The 25,985-nt window shown below is 61.4% G+C and carries 17 protein-coding genes and 4 tRNA genes; 18 read left to right on the forward strand and 3 right to left on the reverse strand.

The features are described 5' to 3' along the window. The first annotated feature begins 130 nt into the window (after nt 1-130). Nucleotides 131-2,749 carry a DNA gyrase subunit A gene (gene gyrA, locus AAK988_RS08450; RefSeq protein ID WP_201757675.1) on the forward strand — a complete coding sequence of 873 codons (2,619 nt, stop codon included), beginning with the start codon at nt 131-133 and terminating at the stop codon, nt 2,747-2,749. A 78-nt stretch (nt 2,750-2,827) separates the two neighbouring features. Here the strand turns inward: gyrA and AAK988_RS08455 are convergent, their stop codons facing one another. Then, on the reverse strand, nt 2,828-3,334 hold the full coding sequence (locus AAK988_RS08455) for a bifunctional nuclease family protein (protein WP_151430969.1): 507 nt from the start codon (nt 3,332-3,334) through the stop codon (nt 2,828-2,830). Nucleotides 3,335-3,478: 144 nt separating this feature from the next. Between AAK988_RS08455 and AAK988_RS08460 the strand changes: the two genes are divergently transcribed. The 10 genes from AAK988_RS08460 (at nt 3,479) to AAK988_RS08505 (ending at nt 16,904) form a co-directional block, all read left to right on the forward strand. After that, a tRNA-Ile gene (locus AAK988_RS08460) sits at nt 3,479-3,555 on the forward strand. Between the two features lie 116 nt (nt 3,556-3,671). Then, nucleotides 3,672-3,747: transfer RNA gene (locus AAK988_RS08465), tRNA-Ala, on the forward strand. A 429-nt stretch (nt 3,748-4,176) separates the two neighbouring features. After that, the gene (locus AAK988_RS08470; protein WP_369873522.1) at nt 4,177-7,851 is read left to right on the forward strand and encodes a hypothetical protein; all 3,675 of its coding nucleotides are present in this window, start codon (nt 4,177-4,179) and stop codon (nt 7,849-7,851) included. A gap of 2 nt (nt 7,852-7,853) precedes the next feature. Next, the gene (locus AAK988_RS08475) at nt 7,854-8,396 is read left to right on the forward strand and encodes a SipW-dependent-type signal peptide-containing protein (protein ID WP_369873523.1); all 543 of its coding nucleotides are present in this window, start codon (nt 7,854-7,856) and stop codon (nt 8,394-8,396) included. A gap of 3 nt (nt 8,397-8,399) precedes the next feature. Continuing rightward, entirely contained in the window at nt 8,400-9,155 is a 756-nt protein-coding gene (locus AAK988_RS08480) for a hypothetical protein (protein ID WP_369873524.1), read from the forward strand. Nucleotides 9,156-9,167: 12 nt separating this feature from the next. Continuing rightward, nucleotides 9,168-10,025 carry a hypothetical protein gene (locus AAK988_RS08485; RefSeq protein ID WP_369873525.1) on the forward strand — a complete coding sequence of 286 codons (858 nt, stop codon included), beginning with the start codon at nt 9,168-9,170 and terminating at the stop codon, nt 10,023-10,025. Continuing rightward, a complete protein-coding gene (locus AAK988_RS08490) occupies nt 10,022-11,179 on the forward strand; it encodes a MucBP domain-containing protein (RefSeq protein WP_369873526.1) in 1,158 nt (385 codons plus the stop codon). Before AAK988_RS08485 ends, AAK988_RS08490 begins: the two co-directional genes overlap by 4 nt. A gap of 98 nt (nt 11,180-11,277) precedes the next feature. Next, on the forward strand, nt 11,278-11,868 hold the full coding sequence (locus tag AAK988_RS08495) for a signal peptidase I (protein ID WP_369873527.1): 591 nt from the start codon (nt 11,278-11,280) through the stop codon (nt 11,866-11,868). Nucleotides 11,869-12,258: 390 nt separating this feature from the next. After that, entirely contained in the window at nt 12,259-16,341 is a 4,083-nt protein-coding gene (locus tag AAK988_RS08500; RefSeq protein WP_369880610.1) for an MBG domain-containing protein, read from the forward strand. Nucleotides 16,342-16,403: 62 nt separating this feature from the next. Further along, nucleotides 16,404-16,904: a thioredoxin domain-containing protein gene (locus AAK988_RS08505; RefSeq protein WP_135970154.1), complete on the forward strand. Its 501-nt coding sequence runs from the start codon at nt 16,404-16,406 to the stop codon at nt 16,902-16,904. A gap of 109 nt (nt 16,905-17,013) precedes the next feature. Here the strand turns inward: AAK988_RS08505 and AAK988_RS08510 are convergent, their stop codons facing one another. Continuing rightward, on the reverse strand, nt 17,014-17,736 hold the full coding sequence (locus tag AAK988_RS08510) for a TraX family protein (RefSeq protein ID WP_160324354.1): 723 nt from the start codon (nt 17,734-17,736) through the stop codon (nt 17,014-17,016). A gap of 52 nt (nt 17,737-17,788) precedes the next feature. Between AAK988_RS08510 and AAK988_RS08515 the strand changes: the two genes are divergently transcribed. The 7 genes from AAK988_RS08515 (at nt 17,789) to AAK988_RS08545 (ending at nt 24,114) form a co-directional block, all read left to right on the forward strand. Beyond that, nucleotides 17,789-18,511, forward strand: a complete 723-nt coding sequence (locus tag AAK988_RS08515; protein WP_135970163.1) for a CPBP family glutamic-type intramembrane protease — start codon at nt 17,789-17,791, stop codon at nt 18,509-18,511. Between the two features lie 10 nt (nt 18,512-18,521). Further along, on the forward strand, nt 18,522-19,136 hold the full coding sequence (locus AAK988_RS08520; protein ID WP_135970152.1) for a J domain-containing protein: 615 nt from the start codon (nt 18,522-18,524) through the stop codon (nt 19,134-19,136). A gap of 109 nt (nt 19,137-19,245) precedes the next feature. After that, nucleotides 19,246-21,057: a translational GTPase TypA gene (gene typA / locus AAK988_RS08525; protein ID WP_369880611.1), complete on the forward strand. Its 1,812-nt coding sequence runs from the start codon at nt 19,246-19,248 to the stop codon at nt 21,055-21,057. A gap of 247 nt (nt 21,058-21,304) precedes the next feature. Next, a complete protein-coding gene (locus tag AAK988_RS08530) occupies nt 21,305-22,663 on the forward strand; it encodes a peptidylprolyl isomerase (RefSeq protein ID WP_369880612.1) in 1,359 nt (452 codons plus the stop codon). A gap of 254 nt (nt 22,664-22,917) precedes the next feature. Next, a tRNA-Ser gene (locus AAK988_RS08535) sits at nt 22,918-23,009 on the forward strand. 88 nt (nt 23,010-23,097) lie between these two features. Continuing rightward, nucleotides 23,098-23,190: transfer RNA gene (locus AAK988_RS08540), tRNA-Ser, on the forward strand. Between the two features lie 132 nt (nt 23,191-23,322). After that, complete coding sequence (locus tag AAK988_RS08545; protein WP_369880614.1) at nt 23,323-24,114, forward strand: amidohydrolase family protein; 792 nt, start codon at nt 23,323-23,325, stop codon at nt 24,112-24,114. Between the two features lie 182 nt (nt 24,115-24,296). Here AAK988_RS08545 and AAK988_RS08550 read toward each other — a convergent pair whose 3' ends face one another. After that, nucleotides 24,297-24,758 (reverse strand): FAD-binding protein, encoded by a 462-nt coding sequence (locus tag AAK988_RS08550; RefSeq protein ID WP_369880615.1) that lies wholly within the window; start codon nt 24,756-24,758, stop codon nt 24,297-24,299. Between the last annotated feature and the right edge of the window lie 1,227 nt (nt 24,759-25,985).

Raw genomic sequence — 25,985 nt, forward strand, 5'->3', positions numbered from 1 at the left:
GTACCTGGCCGAAGAGGTCGACACCGACGACGAGGGCGATGAGGATGCCGAGATCGCCTCGGCCTCTTCCACCCTGGATGAGGAGCACGCCGTTTCCGAGGAGGAGCGGGCCCGCTCTATGATGGTGGACATGCCCAACCCCCACGGCTCTATCATCGAGGGGGCCAACGGCGGCGAGGGCACCACGGTGCGCGCGGCGTTTCTCGGCAAGGAGATGCAGACCTCCTTCCTGGAATACTCCATGTCGGTTATCGTGTCCCGCGCCCTGCCCGACGTGCGCGACGGCCTGAAGCCGGTGCACCGCCGCATTCTGTACGCCATGAACGAGTCGGGTTACACGCCGAGCAAGCCGCACATGAAGTCGGCCCGTACCGTCGGCGACGTGATCGGCAAGTACCATCCCCATGGCGACAGCGCCGTGTACGACACCATGGTGCGCCTGGCCCAGCCCTTTAGCCTGCGCCTGCCGCTGATCGACGGCCACGGCAACTTCGGCTCCATCGACGGCGATAGTGCCGCCGCCATGCGTTACACCGAGGCCCGCCTGGACAAGCCGGCCATGGAACTGCTGCGCGATCTGGACAAGGAAACCGTTGATTTCCAGCCCAACTACGACGAGAGCTTGCAGGAGCCCACGGTGCTTCCGGCCCGTTTCCCCAACCTGCTGGTCAACGGCTCCAACGGCATCGCCGTCGGTATGGCCACGAACATCCCGCCCCACAACCTGGGTGAGACCATCGATGCCACCTGCCTCATGATCGATAATCCGGAGTGCACCACCGAGGAGCTCATGGCCGTCATGCCCGGCCCCGACTTCCCCACCGGCGGCCTTATCATGGGCAAGAAGGGCATTCTGGATGCCTACGAGACCGGTCACGGCAACATGACCATCCGCGCCAAGTGCGAGATCGAGGAGAAGAAGAACGGCCGCTCCTCTATTGTGGTGAAGGAAATTCCCTATCAGGTGAACCGCAAGCGCCTGCTGGAGAAGCTCGGCGAGCTCGTGCGCGACAAGAAGCTGCCCGAGATCAGCAACATCCACGACGCTGCCGACCGCAAGGGCATCGATATCATCATCGACTTAAAGTCCAACGCCATTCCGCAGGTGGTGCTGAACAAGCTGTACAAGCACACCCAGTTGCAGGTGGGCTTCGGCGCCAACATGCTGGCCCTGGTGAACGGCACCCCTCGCGTGCTGTCGCTCAAGGAGATCCTTCACTACTATATCGAGCATCAGAAGGACGTCGTCACCCGCCGCACCCGCTACGAGCTGGCCAAGGCCGAGGAGCGCGAGCACATCCTCGAGGGCTATATCATCGCGCTGGATAACATCGACGAGGTCATCCAGATTATCCGCTCGTCCCAGACGGACAAGGAAGCCGCCGCGCGCCTGACCGAGCGCTTTGGGCTCTCCGAGAAGCAAACCAACGCCATCTTGGAGATGCGCCTGCGCCGCCTGACCGGACTGGAGCGCGAGAAGATCGAGGAAGAGCTGGCCGAGCTGCGCGAGAAGATCGCCTACTACAAGCGCATCTTGTCTGACGAGAGCCTGCTGAAGCAGGTCATCAAGGACGAGCTGCTGGAGATCAAGAAGAAGTACGGCACCCCGCGCCGCACCCGCATCACCGGCGAGGCGAAGGACATTGAGGTAGAAGATCTCATCGCCGAGGAGAACATGGTCGTCACCATGACCAAGGCCGGCTACATCAAGCGTCTGCCCGTGAGCACCTACCGCCAGCAGAAGCGCGGCGGCAAGGGCATGCAGGGCGTGAACTTGAAGGATGCCGACTTCGTGGAGCACCTGTTCGTGGCCTCCACCCACTCCTACATGCTGTTCTTCTCCACCAAGGGCAAGGTGTATCGCCTGAAGGTGTACGAGATTCCCGAGGCCAGCCGCCATGCCCGCGGCACGGCCATCGTGAACCTGCTGCCTTTGGAGAAAGGCGAGTCTATCAGCGCCGTCATCGCCACGAAGGACTTCCCTGCCGAGGAGTTCCTCATGTTCGCCACGGCTCAGGGCAACGTGAAGAAGACCTCCATGGACCAGTACGACCGCACTCGCCGCGACGGGCTTATCGCCATCAACTTGAAGGACGATGACGAGCTCATCTCGGTGAAGCGCGTGGCCAAGGGCGAGAAGGTAATCATGGTGTCCTCCGCCGGCAAGGCCATTCTGTGGGACGAGTCCGAGGCCCGCGCCATGGGCCGCGGCACCATGGGCGTGCGCGGCATGAACGTGCCCGCCGACGCCCACGTGCTGGGCATGGAGATTGCCCGCCCCGGCACCGACCTGTTCGTCATTACCGAGAAGGGCTACGGCAAGCGCACGAAGATCGAGGAATACCCCGAGCACCATCGCGGTGGCCAGGGCGTGTACACCATCACCATGACCCACAAGAAGGGCCTGCTCGCAGTCATGAAGATCGTCGGCGCCGATGACGAGATCATGATCGTGTCCGAGGAGGGCGTCATCGTGCGCACCCCGGTGAAGGGCATCTCCGAGCTTGGCCGTTCCACCCAGGGCGTGAAGGTGATGAACGTGGCCGATAAGGACAAGGTCTGCGCCGTGGCCATTTCCTCCACAGGCAAGAAGAAGGCCAAGAAGGCCGGCGAGGTGGACGAGAACCAGCTCGACCTGCTGGACGAGGAGAGCACCGACGGATCCTTGGCCATTGATGACATCGATGGCGACGAGGGAGACGGCGCTGCCGAAGTCGCGGTGGAAGAGATCGCCGAGGACGAAGAGTAACTGGGTCGATTGCCGTTGTTGTGTCGCGAGGGCGGCGGGCCTGCGGGCCCGCCCCCCCCTTTTTTTTCTTTCAGGTGGCTACGGGCCCTCGATACCGAAGTCGTCAGGGGAGACATGGTCCAGGAAGGTCTTGAAGGCCGCTAGCTCCTCTTCCGGCCGTTCCTCCTTGAAGATAAATGGAAAAGAGGCAGCATCTAGCACGCGCTCCTCGATGTAGAGAGGAGCGTCTTGGCGCAGGGCCAGGGCAACGGCGTCGCTCGGCCGCGCATCGAGGGTAACGAGGCGGCCTCCCTGGCTCAAAATGAGGCGGGATCGGAATACCGGGCCCTTCACGCCGCAGATGACCACGGAATCGATGCGGGCATCAAGATTAGTGAGCGCGTCGAGGAAGAGATCATGAGTCATCGGTCGTTCGAGTTTCACCTGCTCCAAGGCCATGCCGATTTGCGCTGCCTCCGAGGGTCCGATCCATATGGGTACGATACGGGCCTTCCCCGCCGGCGCGTCTTCCACAGGTTGGAGCACGAGCACCGAAGGTTGCAGTGGGTTCGCCATGATGAGCGTGAGCACTTTCAAGGGAATCACGGCAGGCTCCTTTCAGGGAAAACGGCGCAATGGTATTGTCTCACGAGTGAGTTTTCCGGGGCTCAAGATAATTTTTCCAATTCGGTTAAATTTTTCCTTGACCCCACTATGATTTCATCGTAAGATAGTCAAGCACTTTTTCAAGGGCCCGTAGCTCAGTTGGTTAGAGCGCACGCCTGATAAGCGTGAGGTCGCTGGTTCAAATCCATTCGGGCCCACCATTACTTTGCGATAAACGCTCCACCGTGAGCCGAGTTAGCCGGTGGAGCGTTTATTATATTCTGAGGCAGTTTTCCGAACATGCCACCTAGCAAGGTAAGGGAGAAAGAGAAGCCACGGGGCATTAGCTCAGCTGGGAGAGCGCGGGCTTTGCAAGCCTGAGGTCAGGGGTTCGATCCCCCTATGCTCCACCAATAACTTCAGAAACCGGGTCGTGAGGCTCGGTTTTCTTGTATGTGAGCATTTCTGAGATCGAACTCGGTGCGGAGAGAATAGCCCCTGGACTGCCTTCTGTCTTCAAATCCTAAAGTTTATACGGTCATTACCCTGTCATATTAATGTCATCTTGCCGTAAACTCTGAATTTGCGGCTCTTTTGCCTATGATAGGTGTGTTAAAGAAGCCCCTGAGCCAGAAAGAGCCATCGGCAATCGATTGACGAGTAGACAGTAAGGAAGTCTCAGAGATACAATAGATGATCGGAAACATCTGAGACAGAGGCGGTTTTCCCGCCCGCGAGAGAGGGTAAGAGGGCAAGCTGAGGACGCTTGCTTATAAGAGGAGCGGTGAGATATGAAGGCGATAACTCAAAATATGGGATATGAGTTCTCGAAGGCAAGGAAAGTGGTTGCCTCCGTGGTCGCTGCGGCGATGATTGTCTCTTTCGGCAACTTTGCCCTAGGATCTCCTTCTAAGGCCCTCGCCGAAGACGGCACCGTGGAGGTTCGCTTCCGGGTGGCCGACGGCATGACGGTTGCCGTGGGAGCCGATCGGTTCGCCTCTGACATGGATGCGGTGTACGAGGCTCCCGTCGACACCGACTTGACCTTCTCCGTCGACGCTCCCGCCCATACGGCCATTGAGGTGACCTATGAGGCAGAGGGAGGCGATCCCGTTTCCCGTGCCATGGGGTCCAAGCAGCCGTCCGATAATCTGATTATCGGAGAGCCGTCCCTAGAGGACGGCTCTCAAGAAGCCTCCCCTGCCCCTTCCTCCGACGAAGGTGGAGAGGAGAATTCGGCACACGACGGATCGGGCCCTGCGCCCTCGCCCGTCGCTCCCGATGCGCCGGCGGCCGACACTCCGGTTGAGGGGGATGCCCCGAATGTCAACGAGGCAGCTCACGAGGCTGATAGCGCGGAGGTCTTGGGAGATTCCGAAGCCGTAGGATCCTCGGCCGCCGAGGCAGTTCCCCTGGCAGAAACCGGAGAAAATGCCGTTGAGGAGGTTCTCCCCGACGAGTACCCGCCAATGGCCGCTGCCCCCGCCTCCCAGGAGGACGAGGAGCTGGTGGTGGCAACGACTGTCGAGCCGGCTGCCGATGGGTCTTACACGATTCCCCTCGCCGTGTTGGCTGAAGCCGCTGATCGGGGGGCCGTCGTTGTGGTGAGTGTCGAGCCTGCACCCGGAGCCTCCACATGGGACGATGTTGCTAAAGCGCTGTCGGAGGGCGACGAGGGAACCGTGAAGCTGGCCGCAAATATCGACGAGGCCATTAGCCCGGTTGAGGTGAAGGGTACCAAGACCCTCGATCTGAATGGCCATACCATTGCAGTGGATGAGATTGACACGCTGTTCACCGTGAACGCAGGTGCGACGCTCACCATTACGGACACCAACGATGATGCCGCCCCGGTGAAGCTTGATGTCCCCGGTGCCGCCCGGGGGGAGAAGATTCCCAGCCCTGCGGATGATCGCGAGGGCTTCAAGGCCATGATCGGCAAGAAGGCCGAGTACAATGCCGATGCGCAGACTCTGCGGTATTTCATCACGAGCTCGTATGCCAATCGTCCCGCAAAGGGCGAGACCACTGAATATCTGTACCAGTATGATCTCGATCTCTCGGGAGCGGGGTCCATTAAGGCCCGCCAGGCCGTGAATTTGGTGCAGGTGAGTGGCGGCACGCTTAATATCGAGGGCGGCCGCCTGACCATGGAGCAGGGCGATCATGTGGTGGCAGCCCAGGAGGGCACCATCACCATGACCGATGGATGCATCGTGGGGTCAACAGGAGCCGACGGTGCCGCCATCAACGCCAAGAAGGCCACGGTGGAAATTACTGACCAGGCCATTATTGCGGGCAATACGGCCCGAGGTGACGGCAACGGCGGCGCACTGTGGGTGGACAACACCCAGTTGACCGTGGCCGGTGATGCGCTGATCGCGGGCAATCGCGCCGGCGAGAAAGTGTTCAACGACACGACCCCTGGCGGTATGGCCCAGGTGCGCAACGGCGGCGGCATCTACGCCAACGCCTCATCTACGGTGACTCTTGCCGATAACGCTGTGCTCGCGGGCAATACGGCCCAGGCTGACGGTGGTGCTGTCTATGTGCAGGGGCGCCTGAGGAACAACGGAAGCCAGGCCAAAAGCGTGCTTACGGTGAAGGACTCCGCCTTGGTAACCAACAACCGCTCGGAAAACGACAAGTCGGCCATTCACCCCTCGGAGCGCCCCGACACGAACGAGGGTGTGAATTGGAAGCAGCTCGGCGGTGGCGGTGGCGGTATCTTCTCCATGGATGAGACGGTTATCGCCGGTGCCTCCCTGACGGGCAATTACGCTTCCGATGGCGGTGGCGGTCTGCTTATGGCCTCCTACGCCCTTTATTCCGGCACCACGTGGATCGACCAGTACATCTACCCTCTGCTGAAAGTGGAATCCGGTGTTTTCGCTTCCAATTATGCCGGTACGAGCGAGGGTGGCGGCATCAATGCCACGCCGGCCAAGGAAAGCTATATCAAGGGTGGCTATATCACGAACAATATGACCGCGACGGAGTTTGATTACGGTGGAGGCGGCCTGTTCCTCCCCTCGGCCACTCATGGCAAGGAGACGGGACTCACCGTGCGCTACCCCATCGTCACCGGCAACACCGCTCACGGCTTTGGCGGCGGCGTGGGCGTGTGCACCAACGGCGTCGTGGTCACCGCCGATGCGGCCATCTTCGACAATACGGCTGATCAGGCCAATGCGACGACTAATCCCAACGAATACGGTGACCAGTGGGCCCTTGATCCGACCTATGGCCTGAAGATTGACCCCCACGCGGCCGATGATTTCTTCTGCGCCAAGGAAAGCACGGTGTTCAATGCCATGCTCGGAGGCGGCTACCACCGCTGGACAGGCTACACCAGCGGCACCGTGTCCTATATTCCCGATATGACCTACAAGGGCACGCTGAGTGCTACCCGCACAGGTGGGTGGGCCAACAAAGCCGTCAGCATGATCATCGATGGCAAGGATCTGACCTCATCGGGAATTCCCAACGTGATTATGAAGAACAAGGCCGAAGGGATAGTGGAGATTTACGTTCCCGATGCCCACGCCGGCTCCGATGGCTTCCTCGAGGGCTACTACGCCACCGTTAAGGTGGCAACGGGGAATAGCAGTGCCGACGGCACCGTGGCCGGTGAAGTGACCGCGTGCAAGAAAGTCGAGAGCGATAGCCCTGTCTTCAAGAAATACGAGCTCACTATCGATCAGAGTGCACCCGCGCCCGATCAGCGCCAAGAGGTCCACTTCGATGACAACCCCCAAACGCTGGTTGCCGAGACGCGCACCGATGAGAAGAAGGAGTACCCCGTCTATCACCTGACCGACCCGAACACGTTCCCCCAGACCGCCGAGGCTGTGCTCCAGGCGGATCGCTTCACAGCCCTGAAAGCAAACCCGACCTCGGCCGATAAGGAAGCGGCCATGGGCATGGCGGTGCTGTACTTCACGGGTAATTACTCCAACACCAATGGCGGGGCCATCGCCTGCAACGACCGCATTGTGGTGGGCCGCGATCCCGAGGTTCCCGGCGATCCCGAGGTTCCCGGCAACCCCGACGAGCCCGAGAAGCGCGGTGCTCTGCAGCTTGTGAAAAATCTGAACAACTTCGAAGCGGCTAACGGCGTGGCCACAGCGGTATTCCAGGTGACGGGCTATGTCGATCAGGCTGCGGCGGCCAGCAAGGTAGACGATCTGGTGATTTACCAGAACACCGTGAGCGTGACCTTTGGTGCTGGCGAGAATCAGACGAAGGTGGAGTTGCTGTCCGACCTTCCCGAGGGTTACTACCTTATCGAGGAGCTGTACTACAGCGGTGACAACTTCGACGGCACCCCCAATCGCGAGATTGTGGCCGTGGAGGGGGCTGTTCCCGGAGAGGAAGCCGATATTCCCGTCACAGAGGTTACCTTCGACAACACCTATACCGATGAGAGTTACGGCACGGGCGTGGTGAACCGTTACGCTCCGGGCGAGAACGGCTTTACCTACACACCCATGCCCACGACGGAAGAGGGGAGGTAGTCATGGGGAAGCAATCCCTTGCCAAGCGTGTTGCCCTGACGGTGTCCGCAGCCCTGGTTATCTCTCTGGGCGTGGCGGCTGGCACGGCTTGGGCCTACTACACCGATACGACCAAAGCCGCTGGCATGATCCAGTTCAAGTACAATCCGAATCCGCCCAAGACCGAGGTGAACGAAACCCCCGATGGCGCGAACAAGGTCATTTCCGTCACCAACACCGGTGATGTTGACGCCATGGTGCGCGTGAAAGTGTTCGACCCGCAGATCGACGGCGTGGAGCTTACCTTCGAGGCTGCGCCGGGTTGGACCCAGGCGGTGAGCGACAACGACGAGGGTTGGTGGTACTATACCGAGCCCGTGGCCCCCAAAGCCTCCACCCCGGCTTTGAAGGCTCTCGTAACGGTGGACACCGAGAAGGTCGCCCATGGTTTCGATGTGGCCGTGGTGCAGCAGTGCACGAGTGCCCGCGCCTTTGAGGCGGGACAGCCGCTGCTGGGCACCTTTGCCGATGGCGAAAAGTACCTGACCGCCCAGGATGGTGAGTAGCCCATGTTGAAGACGCTGAAGACTCTTGATTTGCAGACGCGCATCATGCTGATTGCGCTTTCCGCTGGGCTTGTGGTGTGTCTCGTCATGATGACGGTGAGCCCGGCCCGCTCTGCCCTGGTGTTCCGGAGCGACGACTACGTGGCTGAGATCCAGCAGACCCATATTGGCGTGACGCTGACTGAGAACGGCGTGGACGTGGACCCCGATGCGAAGGGCGTCGGCAAGCTGCTCGATCAGGATGCGGGTTGGCAGATTGTGAACGCCTCCACCGGCGCCGTCGAGGAGTTCATGGCCCCCGGTCAGGTGTATCGGGAATTCCTCTCGGTGAAGAACGTGTCGGCTGATATGGACGAGTACGTGCGCCTGACGGTGCGCAAATACTGGGCTGCGGGTGAGGACGGCGAACCACAGAAGAGCGCCACCCTGGATCCGGCCCTCATCGAGCTGGTGCTCGACGATGAGTTCGACGAGCACTGGGTGCGCTCGGATGCGGAATGCACCGATGAGCGTGAGGTGTACTATTACCGTTCCGTTCTGGGGAAGAACACCGCCGCCGCTCCTGCCGTGGCCGGCATTCGCGTGAATGATGCCATCAAGAACGTGAAGCAGGATTATTCCAACTGCTATCTTGCCCTGTCGGCCCAGGTGGATTCCGTGCAGGTGAACAACGCCGTGGCAGCCGCCCAGAGCGCTTGGGGTGTGGATGTGCGGGAGCTGGGCCTCGATCAATGGTCCGATGAGACGGCTGGGGAATAACGGGGTGATCCGATGTATAGCCTGACGAAAACACGCCCATCACTCCGGTATCTCACTGCGCTGCTGCTGGCGCTCATGGTTGCCTCGGCCCTGTCTCTCTTGACGGCTGCTCCGGCTTTCGCCAAAACTTACGATGAGGCCTGGACTGTGGAATTCACTGGTACCGAGATGAAGGACGAGGGCACGGCGAACATCACCAAGACCCTTGGCTCCATGCAGCCGGGGGACAGCGCCCGCTTCACCATTGAGATGAAGGAAGGCCCTCAGGGCTCGGCCGACTGGTACATGCGCAACAAGGTTCTAACCACCATGGAGGAATCCATGGTCAACGCCAACGAGCGCTCCGGCGGCTCCTACAGCTACAAGCTCACCTATATCACGCCCAAGAACGAGGAGAAGGTGATTCTCACCAACGAGGTTGTCTCGGGCGAGGTGGACGGCGACGGAACGAAGACCCGTGGTCTGTTCGACGCTACCGAGGCAACGGGGGAATGGTTCTATCTGGACACCTTGGCTGCTGACGCCCGGGCCTATATGGTGTTGGAGGTGGCCATTGATGGCGAGACCCACGGCAACACCTACTTCGACACCGATGCCAGCGTGCAGCTGGCCTTTGCGGCGGAGCCTTCCGATGAAGAGGGCACCAAGGGCGAGGCCGATCCTCCGGGTGGCGATCCGAAGGACGACCCCAAGCAGAAAAATTCTCCCAAGAGCGGGGATACCAAGAAGTCTGGCGGCAAATTGTCCCAGACCGGCGACATGCTGCCCTTGGGTATTATCGTGGCCGTTGCCGTCGTGGCCGCAGGGGTAGTGGTTGTAGCGGCGGTATGCAGCCGCAAGAGGAACGACAAGGAGGGCGACGCCCGATGAAGAATATGAAGAAGTGGAGCCGTCTCATGGGGACGATGGCCGCCGCCGCGCTGCTGACCGTCTCTTTGTCGGCACCTGCGGCTTTTGCCGACGATGCCCCCGCCCCCGCCGCGCAGGCTATGACCTCCTATAAGGGCACGACCTACACGGTTACGTTGTACAGCGGTAATCAGGGCGTCTTTGCCGATGGGCAGACCAAGCATGTCTTCGAGGGGCAAGCGCCCGGCGAGTCGCTTTCCTTCGACGGCGTGACTCTGGAAGTACCGGCAGACAGCAAGTACTATGCCAAGGGCGTGCGCCTGGCCGGGCTCGACAACGAGCGTTCCGACAAGAACCGCGGGGGAGAGAACCTCGCGGGCGCGAATACCCCCATGGTCGCCTATGTGGCCGCCGACGGTGCCCTGGCGGGCTCGGTGCCTGTGACGGAAGATGCCGACTACGTGGTGGCCTATGGCATCATGGCCAATCGCGTGGCCTTCACGGTGAACTACGTGGACGCCTCTGACGGCAGCCAACTCGCCGAGCCCCAGACCTTCTTCGGCGACATCGGCGATGTGCCCGCTACGGCGCCCGTGTATATCGAGAACTACGTGCCCCATGCGACGCTCATCGATATTGTGCTGAGCGAGGATGAGGCGAGGAACGTCATTACCTACCGCTATACGCGCCTGGCCGAGGGCACGACCACCGAGCCGCAGCCCAATGGTCCGGTAGATGTAGTTGCCCCCGATGGCTCGCGGGTTGAAGGGGTCTACACGACCAATCCGACGGACGAGGTGGCCCAGCGCGCCCCGGCCAACCCCATTGAGGCGACCACGCCAGGGGCTGGCGGCACGGCTGAGGGAGCTGGCACCCCGACCCCCGTACAGCCCATCAGCGCGGCGGTGCCGCTCACGACCGATGCGGGTACCGAGGTGCTGGCCGATGATGGCACGCCCCTTGCAACTCCGGGCACTGAGACCATCAACGATGATGAGACGGCCCTTGCGAGCGGCGAAGCGGCAGCACCGGGCTCCGAGTCCGGGCTGTCTGCTCAGACCTCCTGGGTTCCCTGGGCCGTGGCAGCCGCTGTATTGGCCTGCGCCATTGCCTTCATTCTCGTGCGAGGCCTGCGCAAAGCCGAGGAAGATCAGGCTGAGTCTTCGGCTGCTTAAGGGTTCTGCGGCGTTCTAGAAGGGGAGGATGGGGTTTCGCACCCGTCCTCCCCTTTGTTCTATGCTGTACTGAGGCCGATGCGTGGTACATTGAACCCATGGCGAAACATCCAGTGGACATAGCCCCCTCCGAACCGCGCGATGCTTTTTCCCGCGCGGTGGAGCGCCGTTTGGCGTGGATGCGCCGCATTGCCCGCCTGTGCTCGGCTCTCGGAGCCGCGCTGTTGCTCGCCTTGGCTTTTGTGGGCATCGGCTCTTCGGTGATTCCGCGGGTTATGGGCATGCAGCCCTATGCCATTATTTCCGGATCTATGGAGCCGGCCTATCCCACGGGCAGCCTTGTGTACGCCGACCCTGTTGAGGGATCGTCTCTTCAGGCAGGCGATGTGGTCGCCTTCTGGGAGGAAGAGGAGGTCATCATCCACAGGGTGAAGGAGGTGGATGACCAAGCGGGGTATCTGGTTACCAAAGGTGATGCAAATGAAGATGTCGATCTGCGACCTGTCCCCTTCCAAAACGTCCTTGGTCGCGTGGTGTTCTCGGTGCCCGTCGTAGGGTATTTTCTCATGGCCCTCGGCACCACAGCGGGCCTGTTGGTCTTGGGTTGGGTTGTGATCATGGCCGTGGCCCTGTGCGTGGTGGGAACCATTTTGGGCAGTCTTGCCGACCGCCGCGAGGCGGAGCGGTAGGGTTCCTTCTCCTCATTTCCCACGCCCGCGGTTCTTGGCCGGAGGAGTCGGGCAACCGCTCGCCAGTGATTTTGTTATCTCATATCAGAACTTACCTAGTCATTACCCTGTCAAAGTTGCCTTTCTCTTTGTTCTGCCATAAATGAACGATTATCGGTAAAAAGCCAGATCAAAATTAAAAAATTCTGCGCCGTTCAGCCTTATAGCTGACTTCTTTTCTTATTGACCGCTTGTTCGCACGGGGGGGGAGGTGATACTCTGATTCTGTTCATGAGGTTACCTAACGGTAACAAGTGGCAGTCGGGAGGCTTAAGGAGAGAAATCCCGACACGGTTCATTCTGTTAAATGTCCGGCTCCATGCCGGTGTTTAAAGCAGCTGTAACGAGGAAGTGACCTGCGAGGGCAACTCTGGGTCGGAGGGCGACGCGGTCGAGGCGCCGGCGGCAGCCGATGATGCCCGCGCTGCCGAGCTGAACCTCAACGCTGTGGGCGAGAGGGACAAAAAGCCAGAGCTTTCGGAGCAGAACGTGTATGTGTATCTGCAGCTTACGGGCGATGGGGTGGACGAATTTGTCAAAGACCTCAGCATCAAGCCGAATAGTCACGGCTACTACACTATCGGTGTCATCAAGGCGATGCTCCCCACTCCCACCGAGAGCATGCTGTCAACGGATAATGCTGTGAATAATTATATCGGCGATTACGGTGAGGCCGTCAGGGCAGCGCTCAGGAGCGGCATTGACCGATGGGCGAACAACGCCGGTGTGGATATCTCCGGCATTCCCCCTGAGCAGTGGAATAAGTTGACTGTCTCCAACGGCGCCGACCGCTACGTGAATAGCGGCACTTACACGTGGCACCTCGACGGCTATATGGAAGTCGAGAATGCCATCAACTACGAAGTTCGCCACGTCAATGAGGATGGCGAGGAGATTGCGCCGAAGGAAAGCGGCACCACGCGGGTGGGAACGAGGATCACCGCGGAGAACCACCGTCAGTCCATCGATGGCTATACCTATTCGGCGGAAAAGACCCAAGCTGCCAACGACGGCGAGGAGTTCGTCGAAATCGCCCGCGGTGAGGACAATGTGCTTACGCTGGTGTATGAGCGAAACACCTATCGCGTGACGTTTGACCCGGGCGCGCAGGGCACCTTCATCTCTCAGATGACCGAGGGCATCAAGCACGGCGCGGACACGCCCGCCCCGCCCGTCCCCACCGGAGCGGCCGGTTATCGCTTTATGGGGTGGGACCCCGTCGTGGCCGACCGGGTGACGGAAGATGCGACTTACGTGGCCCAGTGGGCTCGCGAGTATCAGGTTACCTATAAGTGGACGGGTCTTCCTACCGGCATCTTCTACGATGAGGAAGGCCACGAGGTGACTCCCACGCTGCCCGTCGATGCGAGCACCTATACCAAGGGCGAGTCTTACCAGGTCAAGGAGGCTGCCGTCAATAAGGTCTACACCCATGACGAGTTCGGCAATCGGAATGCAACGTACCGGCTGTCCTCGTGGTATGACCCGGAAAACGGAATTATGCCCGAAGCTGACGTGACGGTCACTGCGACATGGGAGGCAACGCCCATCAGCGTTCCCACGTGGAATATCACCTATCAGTGGAAAGGCGATGCTCCGGCCGCCGCGAAGCTGCCTGTTGATTCCAAGACCTACCGAAACAACGAGCCGTTCGAGGTGAAAGCGAACTTCTTCAAGGGGTGCACTGTCAACGAAACCGATGCGTACGGCAATACGACGGGTGTGTGGACCTTCAGCGGCTGGGATACTGAGAGCGGAAGGATAACGGACGATCTGACCATTGGCGGCTCGTGGTCCTATAAGCCTCAGGATGTGCCTCGGTACAACGTGTTCTACCAGTGGACGGGCCTGCCCAAGGGCGAGGCGTTCTACAATGCCGCCGGCAACGAGGCGGCCCCTATGCTGCCGCTGAATCTTGGCGGCCTGGTCAAGGGCCAGCCGTTCACGGTCGATGCCGCGCTGCCGGGCACCGAGCTGTTCACCCATGACGAGTTCGGCAATGTGAACGCCCGATATACGCTGGGCAACTGGAACCTCACCGGCGAGCAGATCATGGGCGAGGGAGATGTGGCCATTACCGCTCAGTGGACCCGAGAGGAAATTCCCGTTCCTACGGTTGAAGTGCGCTACGTCTACACCAACGGAATGAACGGCACTCCTCAACATGCCCCTCAGCCGCCGGAGGCCAAGACCTACGTGCTGGGCCAGTCCCTTGATTCGGTGGCCGTGCCGACCTTGGATGGCTGGGAGTTCTCTGGCTGGTCCATTGATGCCAACGAGGGATACACCATCACGACCGAAGACATGCGAGCCGGCGTCGTGGAGATCACCGGCACGTGGACTCCCCTCACGGAGGGCCTTGATGCCGTGGGTTATCGAGGCGTGTACGACGGCGCGCCTCATAACGTTGCGGCCCTCGGGCTTCTGCCCGATGACGAGGTGTTCTACAGGATCGGCGGCCTTGTTGCGCAGAACCGGTTCACGAACGCTACTGTGACCTCCTCGAACCCCCAGGGCACCATCGTCGAGGTCGTTGCCGTGCGCGATGGCGTCGAGATTTGGTCGAAGAACGTTTCCGTGGCCATCGCCAAGCGCCCGGTGAAGATCAAGGGCGAGGGTTGGGCCGCGCCGCAGGTCTACACGGGCGAGGAATATGCTACGACTGCCTATACCGCCGAACAGCGCAACGGCGATCGGGGCTTGGTGAGCCATGCGAAGGTGAGCGGTCTGACCTATGATCTGGCTGGAACTGCGGCTGGTAGCTACACCGGCTCCTTCGGCGGCCAGGTTCTCATTAAACTGGGCACCGGCGAGAATGTGACGGGCAACTATGAGGTCGAGTTGGTGCACGGCGGCCTGACCATTGAGGCGAAGAACCTGACCGACCCCGATGTGAACCCCGAAGAGCCGACCGAGGCTGCGTTCACGGTCCAGTACGAATCGACGAAGGTATACAACGGCACCGAGCAGAAGCCCGAGGCCTCCGATATCCTGGTGACCGATCGTGAGACGGGCTTCCAGCTGGTTCCCGGCGTTGACTACGGGGTCTACTATCGCCCCGCGAATGGCGTTGCCACCACTCCGGCCGATTTCGTGAACGCGGGGGAAACTACCATCGTCGTGTACGGCAAGGGCAACTATCAGGGTCAGTTCGAGCTGCCCTACGAGATTATCCCGGCTCCCCTGACCGTTTCCGCCGCCTATGCCAGCAAGGTGTTCGGCGAGGACGATCCGGAGTTTACTTGGACTGTTGAGGGGCTGTTCAGCCAGAATGGTGTCTTGGACGCTATGGGAGCGGTGACGGTCTCCCGTTCCACCGGTGAGGAGAACGCGGGCCTCTATGAAGATGAGCTCGTTCCGGCGGTGGCCGAGGGGGATCGCAACTCGAACTACACCTACGAGTTCGTTCCGGCCGATTTCCGCATCTTGCAGGACGACGAGAACGATGTCGTGATCGACGGCATTAACGACGTGGCTTCCCAGAGCATCGTAAAGACCTACGATGGCGAAGTAGTGGCCATCGAGGCGACGGCCGCCCGTCCCGAGGGTTCTACGCTGGAGTACTCGGTCGATGGCGGCGAGTGGGGCGCGGAGGTTCCGACCTTCCTGAACGCTGGCGTTTACGAGGTTGCCGTGCGCGCCACCAACCCGAATTACGAGACGGTGGAGAAGACGGTTACGGTAGTGATCAACCGCGCGCCGGTGACGGTGACCGCCGTGGCGTCGGGCAAGTACTTCGGCGCTGCCGACCCCTCCCTGGCTGCAACGGTGACTGGCTTGGTTGCAGGCGAGAGTGAGAGCCTGATTGACTATGTCGTGGCCCGCGAGGCCGGCGAGGCCGTGGGCGAGTACTCCATCATCCCGGCTGGCCTTGCCACCCAGGGTAACTACGCGGTGAGCTACGAGGCGGCACCCTTTACCATTTCGCTTGTGCCGGTGGTTCCCCCGACGGTCACGCCGAACCCGGTGAATCCGCCGACGGTGCCCACGGTGCCCACGGTGCCGACGCCCGCTCCGGGCCCGGCTGCCCCGGCCGCCACGCCCGCTGCGGCAACTCCCGCCCCCGCCCCTGCCGCTGTTCCGGCCGTCGCGCCCCCGGTCTTGGCTGCGCCCGCGCCCGCCCCGGCTGTCGCAGAGCCCGCTGGAGAGGTTATCGAGGACGACGCCACGCCGCAGGCAGCCACGCCCTCCGATGAGGCTGGCGAGCAGATCGAAGACGACGCTACCCCCATGGGCGCCTTCGACGAGCCCCATTGTTGGGTGCACTGGGTGATGATGCTCGGCATTCTGCTCACGGCTCTGTACGGCATCGTTGTGGTGCGCCGCCGCCTTGCCCTGATCAGTGATATCGACGATATCGAGCGGCAGATCACGGGCCGCACGGAAGAAACCGAGGAGACGTTTGTTCCCCTCACGGGCCATCAGGCTCTGTAACGTACATCGCGAGGGTGCGGTCGCCCAAGCACCGCACCCCTCTTCTCGGAAAGGAACTTCGCATGAGAAAGAGCAATTGGCTGGTAGCCACCCTCGCGGTTGTCGCGTCGGCTGCCCTGCTGTGGGCCTGGTTTGCCCTCGGCTTCAACCATGTGGATGATCCGTTGGATCTGATCGTCGCCATTCTGTGGTGGGTCGTCGTGGCCGCTGTGGTGGGCGCTATCCTGTGGGCCGAGGGCAAGCGCCGCCAGAAGATGCGCCTGGCCTTCGTGGGCGAGGGCATTATCTACAACCCGGAATCCGGCATGGTTATGGCCGATCGGGGCGAGACCGAGCTGGCCGCCCTGGAGCGCACCCTGGCCGGTATGACCTTCCCCGACGAGGTGGCACCCCTTGATAACCGCACGCGGCCGGCGTTTCGCTGGGTCGTCCGTTCGGAGAAGTTTAAGGACAACGGCAACGTGTGGGAGGGGGAGGTACTGCCCGCCCACGACCCTCAGGGCCAGGCGGTGCGCTTCCGCGGCCGCGAGGAGCTGGCGGCCCTCATCGGCTCAGCTGCCTAACTGGCTCGCAACAACATACCCCTTAAGGGCGGTGCTTCGGCACCGCCCTCTTTGCGTTGAGAAGAATACGCTCGCACGGGCTTAGCCGAAACCCGCGAGGCGCCGCAGCCTAGACGAATTGGGCGACGAGCCAGAGCGCCAGGAGGTGAGCCGGGTAGTAGGCGTAGAAGAACCACTTGAGGGACGGACCGCGCTGGCCGTTGTAGGTAGTCATGAGGAAGGTGGCCAGGGCGAAGCCCAGGGTGTAGTAGCCCAGCGCCCCCCATTGGATAGCCGGGGGAAGCCCCCCGGCCGCGCCCAGGCCAGCGCCCCACACACTTATGAGTTGGGGAATTCCGAAGACCGCGCCGAAGGCTGCCATGACCTTCAATACGCCGCGCGGCTGTTCTCGTACGCGGTGGAAGAAAACGATCATGAGCGGCCCTGCAATGGCCCAGTCGCATAGCCAGCTCGCGGCTACGCCGGCCACGATCACGAGCCCATAGGCCCCCCGGCCGCGCAGATGATCGCGGGCCCACAGCAGGCCAAGGCCGATGAGCAGGGTGAACAGCACGTTCAGCGACGGGCCCCACAGCAGAAACCACGGCACTTCGGCGGCGACGGCGAACAGCGCCAACCGGGTGGCGTAGCGTCGGATGCTCGAAGTGTGGCGATAACCCTCGCACAGGAGGAAGGCCATGATGGGGAAGGTAAGGCCTCCCAGCGTAAAGAGGATCATCGTAGCCGCCGGAGCCATGACGTCGCCGAAGACATTGGCCACGTGATTGCAGCTCATGCCCGCAATGGCGGCCATTTTCAGGGTGAAAGCCGAGGTTCCGCGCGATAGGGCCACGGGACTCCCTTCCAAGAAGTCGGGTATTGCGGCACCATTATAATGAAGCCCTATGAAATGCTTGCGACATAATGGATGGCCCGCGATCGTCATTCTCGTTCTCTTGGCCGGCGCGTGCGGGGGCTTAGCCTCGCTCGCCGCGCAGGTGCAGCTGGAGTTGGCCGCTGGTTGCAACGGCGCCGCCCTGCCATCCTTTTCTCTGGCTGGCCTTGGTGCCGCCCTCGTCGTGTCGCTCGAAGCGGCCGTAGGTGAAGAGCTGCTGTTTCGCGGGCCGCTGCTATGGGGTTTGGCTGCGATGATCCCTTGGCTGGCCCGGAAGAACATGCCTTTGGCTCGCGCACTGGTCCGGCGCTGGGGCCCGCACGGGGCCACCGTGTTCGCGGTCGCGGTCAGTGCTCTGCTCTTCGGCATCGCCCACCTGCTCCCCTCCCCTGAAACTCCGCTTCCTGCCCTCTCACCAGCTGTCGCGGTCCAGGCGATGCTCAAGGTGGTAGAGGGAACGGCCTTCGGCTCCCTCATGGGCTCCCTGGTCGTGAACAGCCGCTGGTTCGCCGCTCGCGACGGGGCCATATTGCGCTCGCTGGGATTTCCCATGCTGCTGCACGCTGCCTTCGATCTGTTGTACTTCGCTCCTACCTTGGGACTCGGCCTTCCTTTGCCCGACACCTATCTGACGGGGAACGTCCTGGACGAGCTGGGCATGGCGGCGAGCACACTGCTGTTGATTCTTGCGGTATTCGTGGCCGCGCGGTCGAAGAAAGCCCGTTCGTGCTAGGATGGCCCGCATGAACAGAAACGAAGCCCTCAACATACTCGGCCTGGAGGACGACGCCTCGGCCGATGACATCAAGGTTGCCTACCGCGAAACGGTGCAGATCCTGCATCCCGATAAGTTCGCCGGTAACGAGAAGCTCCAGAGTCGCGCCACCGAGCAGTTCAAGCGGCTCCAGGAAGCCTATGAGCTGTTGACCTCGTCGCATGGTGGCCGGCGCGCCCGCGGCTCCTCCGCAAGTAGCAGCGCTCCTCGCTCGTCCGGCGCCGCTCGTTCGTGGACCGAGACCGAGGGCGACGTGGAAGTGGAGTACCTCACCGAGGCTGAGATTCGGGCGCGCCTGTCCGGTATCGCCGCAGCCCGGGCCCAGCTGGTGGCCCAGCGCGACACGGTGACCGACGAGCGCCGCAACGGCCTGGCCATGGCAGGTATCGGCGCCGTGGCCGCCTTCTTCACCATTCGCCGGCCCTTCGGCATCTTCGGGTTCATCGCCGCCATGGCGGTGCCCGCGGCTATTTGGGGGGTTGTGCAGGCTATCAGCGCCCAGCGCAACCTGAACACCCTGAACGAGCACCTTGCGAAGCTAACCGAGGAACGTAAGGAATACGAGGCTCTGCTGGACGAGTGACCGCCCTCACGGCGGGTGGCTTCCCTGCACCGTCTGCGCCGATCATCATTGATACACGCTGCAAAGCGCTATAATTTCTAGGCCCCAAACCGAATAAGAAAGAAGATTCATGAAGCAAGAGAACATCCGCAACGTTGCCATCATCGCCCATGTTGACCACGGCAAGACCACCCTGGTGGACCGCCTGCTGTGGGCGTCGCACGTGTTCCGCGACAATCAGCAGGTGGAAGAGCGCGTGCTGGACTCCAACGACCAGGAGCGCGAGCGCGGCATTACCATCCTTTCCAAGAACATTTCCATCAACTACAAGGGCGTGAAGATCAACGTCATCGACACGCCGGGCCATGCCGACTTCGGCGGCGAGGTGGAGCGCGTGCTCAACATGGCCGACGGCGCCCTGCTCATCGTGGATGCCTACGAGGGCCCCAAGCCCCAGACCCGCTTCGTGCTGTCCCATGCCCTGGAGCGCGGGTTGCGCATCGTAGTGGTGGTAAATAAGATCGACCGCCCCAACGCCGATCCGGAGGGCGCGGTGGACAAGGTGTTCGACCTTATGGTGGAGCTGGGTGCCACCGACGAGCAGCTGGACTTCCCCGTGGTGTACGCCTCGGCCGTGAACGGTTACGCGCGCCTGGCCCCCGATGACGACAACATGGACATGGTGCCGCTGCTGGATACCATCGTGAGCGAGATTCCCGCCCCCGAGGTGGACGTCGATGGCCCGGTGGCCCTGCAGGTGTGCACGGTGGATCATTCCAGCTACGAGGGCCGCATCGGCGTCGGCCGCCTGGTGAGCGGCACGCTGCACGAGAAGGAGCAGGTGCTCGTGGTGAAGGCCGACGGCACCGAGCGCCGCGCCCAGATCCGCAAGGTGTACACCTTCGAGAACCTCGGCAAGGCGGAAGTGACCGCTGCCGACGCCGGCGACATCGTGGCTGTTATCGGTATCGAGGATGCCGATATCGGCGACATCATCACCTGCCCCGACAACCCGGTGGAAATGGCCCCCATCGCCGTGGAAGAGCCCACCATGGCCGTCGTCTTCGAGGCATCTTCTAGCCCGCTTGTGGGCCGCGAGGGCGAGATCGTGGGCGGCCGCCAGCTGAAAGAGCGCCTCATGCGCGAGAAGGAGAGCAACATCTCCATGCGCATCAACGAGCTGGAGGACAAGACCGGCATCGAGGTGGCCGGTCGCGGCGTGCTGCACCTGTCGGTGCTCATGGAGACCATGCGCCGCGAGGGCTTCGAGTTTCAGGTGGGGCGCCCCCGCGTGGTGTACAAGACCGCCGAGGACGGCAGCAAGCTGGAGCCCATCGAGGAAGCCACGGTGGACGTGCCCAACGAGTACGCGGGCAAGGCCATCGAGGTCATGGGCACCGCCGGCGGCATCATGGAGGACATGTCCTCTGACGAGACCATGACGCACCTCACCTTCCGCATTCCCTCTCGCGGCACCATGGGCCTGAAGACCCGCATCCTGAACGCCACCCGCGGCGAGGCCATGCTGTTCCATCACTTCAAGGAGTACGGCCCCTATTCCGGCGAGATGGCCGGCCGCAAGAACGGCGGCATGATCGCCATGTCCACGGGCAAGGCCGTGGCCTACGCCCTGGACACCCTGCAGGAGCGCGGGCGTTTGTTCGTGAGTCCGGGCGATGAGTGCTACGAGGGCATGATCGTGGGCGAGTCCGCCAAGGAAGGCGACATGGTGGTGAACGTCGAGAAGGCGAAGTCGCTCGGCAACCAGCGTTCCAGCTCGGCCGACAAGGCCATTCAGCTGACGCCTCCCATCACCTTCACGTTGGAAGAGGCCCTGGAGTACATCGAAGACGACGAGCTGGTGGAGGTGACCCCGCAGTCCATCCGCCTGCGCAAGCGCCTGCTCTCGGCCACAGATCGCAAGAAGGCCGCGAAGAAGTAGCATCCCTGCTTCGTATCTCGCCCTGCTGCGCTTCCTTATCCAAACCCCGCGTCAATTCATCAGTGTTGACGTGGGGTTTGTCTTTTTCGTAATTGACGAACCGTGAATCAAAAGTGGGCAAATTGTGCGGCGGTTGTTACCGTGCGCGTCCCCATGGGAAAATGCCTTATGAAATCATCTGGGACTGTCTCAAAACGCACCCGCGAAACGAATCCGACGGCCCAGTCACCTATGAGGGAAGGTATGTATGAAGAAGCTGACCTTTGCGAAATCGCTTGCCACCATGGGCCTTGCGGCTGCGTGCATCGTGGGCGTTGTGGGCTGCGCTGAGAATTCCTCCAGCGATGCGCCCGTGTACACCGGTGGTGTGGCCGCAACCGTCAACGGCGTGGAAATCCAGGAGGATATGGTCACCCAGGCCATCCAGGACATTCGCGCCCAGATGAGCCTGACCGATGAGCAGGCGTGGGGCGAATGGCTGGCCGAGAACGACTACACGCCGGAGACCGTCCGCGAGGAAATCATCAACGGCTACGTCGATCAGGAACTCGTGAAGCAGGGGAGCGAAGCCCTGGGCGTGACCGCGAATCCCGATGAGGTGAACGAGTACGTTGATGCCATGAAGGGCCACTACGATTCCGATGAAGCTTGGGGCGAGGCCCTGTCCGCTGTGGGGCTGACCGAGGACGAGTACCGCGAGAACATCGAGCTGTCGCTTGTGTCCCAGCAGTTGAAGACCAAGGTGGCCGAAGAGGCCGCCGAGGCCACCGATGAGGACGCCCTGGCCCTGGCCAACGAGCAGAATTACCTGTCTTCCTTTGACGGCGCGAAGAAGTCGTCCCACATTTTGTTCGATTCCAGCGATGAGGCTACGGCCCAGCAGGTGCTCGAGAAGATCAACGCCGGCGAGCTGGACTTCGCCACGGCGGCTGAGTCCTACTCCAAGGATACCGCCTCTGCGGCCGACGGCGGCAATGTGGGTTGGAACAACCTGAGCAACTTCGTGACCGAGTACAGCGACACCCTGGCCACGCTGAACGTGGGTGATGTGAGCGGTCTGGTGCCGAGCACCTATGGCATCCACATCATCACCTGCACCGAGCAGTTCGATGCCCCTGAGAAGCTGGATAGCCTCGACCAGCTGCCGGCGGAGTTCCAGGATGCCCTGCGCAACGCCGTGAAGACTTCCAACGAGTCTCAGGCCTACTACACCTGGCTCGAGGGTCAGCGCGAGTCGGCCGACATCGTCATCAACGAGATGCCTGAGGGCCTGCCCTACTACGTCGATATGGCGAACTTCCCGAAGGACGGTGCCGACGACGCGGCCGCGACCGCCGTTGACGGCGAGGGCAATCCCGTGACCATCGAGCCCGAGGTCGTGGATGGCGAAGGCGCTGCCGAGGGAGATCAGCCGGCCGAGGGCGATCAGCCTGCGGAAGGCACTGAAGGCGGCAACGCCGGTGATCAGCCGACTGCCGGCGCCGAGGGCGATCAGGCCGCCGAGGGCGAGGCCGCTGAGGACAATCAGCCCGCTGAGGCTGATGGTGACGGCACCAGTCAGCCGGCCGAGGTCGACCAGCAGCCCGAGGAGGGCGCCGCGGAGTAGCGAGCCTCTCTGAACCGAGCGGCGATCCTCACGATTGCAAGCAAGAAAAGCGCCTGCCGGCTTTGCCCGCAGGCGCTTTTCCCATGGGTCGGCCGGGATTATCGGGCCAGTCGGCGCTGCGAGGCTTTGGGTATATTTGACGATGTGGTGAACAGCGGCCCCTCTTGGCCAGACTTCCGCAAAAACTTCTTGCTTGGGACCGTTCCCTGCGCTATACTCCTTAGACGCTTCGCCTTTGCGGGGCATGGCTATGTGGAGAGGTGTCCGAGCTGGCCGAAGGAGCACGATTGGAAATCGTGTATGCGCCAAAAGCGTATCCGGGGTTCAAATCCCCGCCTCTCCGCCAGAGTTAATTCGCGAGCCGTTAAGGCTCGCTTCTATATACGTCCCTATGCGACGTTTGCTATGGCACCGATTCGGTGCATCGCCCCTGCGGAGGGGTGGCAGAGTGGTTGAATGCGGCGGTCTCGAAAACCGTTTCACCGGTAACCCCGGTGACGAGGGTTCGAATCCCTCCTCCTCCGCCAGTTTATTCTCAGGCAAAGAACGAGTCTGCCGTTCGCTGATTTTGGCAACAGAATGAGCAGGTTGGCCATTTTTCCGCAGCTTCCCCTTCCTTACAATAGAGAAAGCAAGACACTCGTCGAAGGATGGCTCCCATGCCGGTTGTTGATGCCCATTCCCATATCTACCCTGCGAAGATCGCCTCAAAGGCCTCGGCTGCCGTGGGCGACTTCTATCGCGTGACCATGGCCGCGCCCGATGCCTCGGCTGAGGCTTTGCTCGCAGCCTGCGAGGGTACGCCTATCACCCATCATATCGTGCACTCGGTGGCCACGTCTCCCGGTCAGGTGGAGACTATCAACACGTTCATCGCCGATCAGTGTTTCATGCACCCCGAGTTCATCGGCTTTGCCACTATGCACCAGGACTATGTGGATGTGGAAGGGGAGATCGACCGCGCTATTCAATTGGGCTTGAAGGGCGTGAAGATACATCCCGACACTCAGATGGTGAACATGGACGATCCGCGTCTCATGCGGCTGTACGAGGTGATCGAGGGCCGGCTGCCCATCGTCATCCACACGGGAGATTACCGTTACGACTACTCGCACCCGCGCCGGTTGCAGCGTATTCTGCGCACCTTTCCACGCCTGAAGGTGGATGCGGCCCATTTTGGCGGCTGGTCCATCTTCGATTATGCCTTGGAGTACCTGGAAAACGAGAACTGCTTCGTGGATACCTCCAGCGCCCTGGAGTTCCTCGGGCCCCGTCGCACGGTGGAACTGGTGCGTGCCTATGGGCCCGACCGCGTCATGTTCGGTAGCGATTTCCCCATGTGGAGCCCCGCCACTGAGTATCGCATGCTGGCGGCCATGCCCTTCACCCCCGAGGAGTTCGAGGCCATCACCTGGAAGAGCGCCATGCGTTTTATCGGGGAGGAGTCTTAGAATTCCGATGGCCCTCGAGGGGAGCTACCCCGGCGGCTTACGCTTTTCGATGGTGGAGCCAGTCAGTGGAAAAGGGAGAACCCCGGCACTTTGCCCAGGCCGGGGTTCTTTACTGTTTGGGCCAGAGGGATCGATTGGCGCGCGGGAAATTCTGAGGGTCCCGCGCGCCAAAATGACGCCGTTTAGGCCTGCTCGGCGAGATATTTGCCCGTCAGATACCCGTAGGTGAGGGCCGCGGCGTGGCTGGCTCCCGACAACGTGAAGGGGTAGTCCTCTACGAAGCGTCCGCCTTGCACGTTGCCAACGGCAAACAGGCCGGGAATGGGCTCCATGTCGTCGTTGAGCACGCGAGCATCGTCGTCGGTTACGAGGCCGCCCATGGTAACGAGCAGTCGCATGCAGCTCACATCTTCCACCGACGTGTGCTTGAGCATATCGTAGGTGATCGCGTAGAAGGGAGGATCGACCACGGGGAACATCTTCTCTGCTGCCTTGCCGAAGTCTTCGTCGACTCCTTTTTCGCACAGCTCGTTGTAGCGCGCGACCGCTGCGGTTAAATTCTGGGTGGCATCGGCGCTGAGCTCCAGCTGGGAAGCAAGCTCTGTAGGGGGCGCTTCGTCCGACGATATAGAGATTGAACACATCGCGTTCGCGAGCAGTCAGGCCCATGCTGTCGCTGAATGATTCAAGGGGACGACCCGAGAGCGAGGTGAGCTTCGCGCCGCCGCTTGCGGACAACAGCAGCGACATGGTTCGATCCTCCAGAATCCAAATGGATGCCACGACGAGCAGAAGGGCCATGAAGAGCATGGCGACCCTGCTTGCGATGTGGGGTCCGAAAAAAGCGGAAGCCAGCAGGGGGAGGGATCCTAAAGTCCCCACACACCAGGCAGTGGCTAAGATTCTCACGCGAGTACCAGGATACAGCCGCCCCAGGAGCAATCCCATGTAGAGGGCGCCGCATTCCAAAAGAGAGTATGCGATGCCGGCCAACACGTAGGCAAGGTAGGTGAGAGTCGATGAGAACAGCACTAAGATAAGAGCGACCAGCGAAAGGGTCGCAACTACTTTCGTCCATACCGACAGATTGAAGTCTCGCCCGTGGTTAAAGAGCCAGAGCACGAGTGCGAGCGATATGGCGGTAATGATGACGGGGAACATCTCGCCTTCTGCCTGCTGCAGGAAGACCGAGTACTGCAAGGATCCCACCACCAGTCCGATAACAAAGAAGCTGCAGAGGATTTTCGCCAGCGAAGACGGCTCGAGGGTAAAAGACCGCTCGGCCTCCGATGCGGAAGGCGCGGGGCGCTGGAAGAGGCAAAGTGCCACCGCAGAGGCTGCCACGCTCATGCCGGCGAGGGCTTGGCACCATGACGCAGACAGAAGCGAGGGGAGAATTGCCGCCGCCGATGCGAGCACCTCGACCTCTATCATCAGCTCGGCAATGCCGATATCGCGCTGGGCACAGACTGCCGCCAGCCAGCAGAAGAGGAGAACGGTTCCCCCGGCAGACATGAGGATGAGTCCGAAGATGGAGAGGGGCTCTCCCGTGCCTTGTACGGCCAGGCCCATTAGGCAGCATGAGGCGCTTGCTATGGCGAGGGGAACACTCGCGAGTGCGCGTCCCCCTCGGTTGCCCGCGATGATCAAAGCGCAAGAAACGAGGGAGGCGACGGCTACGTCTACAATGGTCGCCGGCACGCTGCCTTGTCCCAGGGGAAGATACCAGGAAATCTCGCAGGGCGCCTCAAATGACTGGGCCGCCAGAAGGGCGGAGATACCCGCCACAGCTATCAGGAGATTTCTGCCGAGCCACCGCCCATGATTGCGCTGCAACGGTATGCCCCTTCCTGTTGTGGCCCTGGATCATA

Source organism: Adlercreutzia muris (genome assembly GCF_041223505.1).
Taxonomy (GTDB): domain Bacteria; phylum Actinomycetota; class Coriobacteriia; order Coriobacteriales; family Eggerthellaceae; genus Adlercreutzia; species Adlercreutzia muris.

What these genes read in the sequence shown, in the direction of transcription:
- AAK988_RS08475 (WP_369873523.1), top strand. Translation starts at nt 7,854, where the DNA reads ATGGGGAAGCAATCCCTTGCCAAGCGTGTTGCCCTGACGGTGTCCGCA.
- AAK988_RS08495 (WP_369873527.1), top strand. Translation starts at nt 11,278, where the DNA reads ATGGCGAAACATCCAGTGGACATAGCCCCCTCCGAACCGCGCGATGCT.
- AAK988_RS08505 (WP_135970154.1), top strand. Translation starts at nt 16,404, where the DNA reads ATGAGAAAGAGCAATTGGCTGGTAGCCACCCTCGCGGTTGTCGCGTCG.
- AAK988_RS08530 (WP_369880612.1), top strand. Translation starts at nt 21,305, where the DNA reads ATGAAGAAGCTGACCTTTGCGAAATCGCTTGCCACCATGGGCCTTGCG.
- AAK988_RS08545 (WP_369880614.1), top strand. Translation starts at nt 23,323, where the DNA reads ATGCCGGTTGTTGATGCCCATTCCCATATCTACCCTGCGAAGATCGCC.
- typA (WP_369880611.1), top strand. Translation starts at nt 19,246, where the DNA reads ATGAAGCAAGAGAACATCCGCAACGTTGCCATCATCGCCCATGTTGAC.
- AAK988_RS08485 (WP_369873525.1), top strand. Translation starts at nt 9,168, where the DNA reads ATGTATAGCCTGACGAAAACACGCCCATCACTCCGGTATCTCACTGCG.
- AAK988_RS08515 (WP_135970163.1), top strand. Translation starts at nt 17,789, where the DNA reads ATGAAATGCTTGCGACATAATGGATGGCCCGCGATCGTCATTCTCGTT.
- AAK988_RS08480 (WP_369873524.1), top strand. Translation starts at nt 8,400, where the DNA reads ATGTTGAAGACGCTGAAGACTCTTGATTTGCAGACGCGCATCATGCTG.
- AAK988_RS08550 (WP_369880615.1), bottom strand. Translation starts at nt 24,758, where the DNA reads ATGTGTTCAATCTCTATATCGTCGGACGAAGCGCCCCCTACAGAGCTT.
- gyrA (WP_201757675.1), top strand. Translation starts at nt 131, where the DNA reads ATGCCCAACCCCCACGGCTCTATCATCGAGGGGGCCAACGGCGGCGAG.
- AAK988_RS08490 (WP_369873526.1), top strand. Translation starts at nt 10,022, where the DNA reads ATGAAGAATATGAAGAAGTGGAGCCGTCTCATGGGGACGATGGCCGCC.
- AAK988_RS08520 (WP_135970152.1), top strand. Translation starts at nt 18,522, where the DNA reads ATGAACAGAAACGAAGCCCTCAACATACTCGGCCTGGAGGACGACGCC.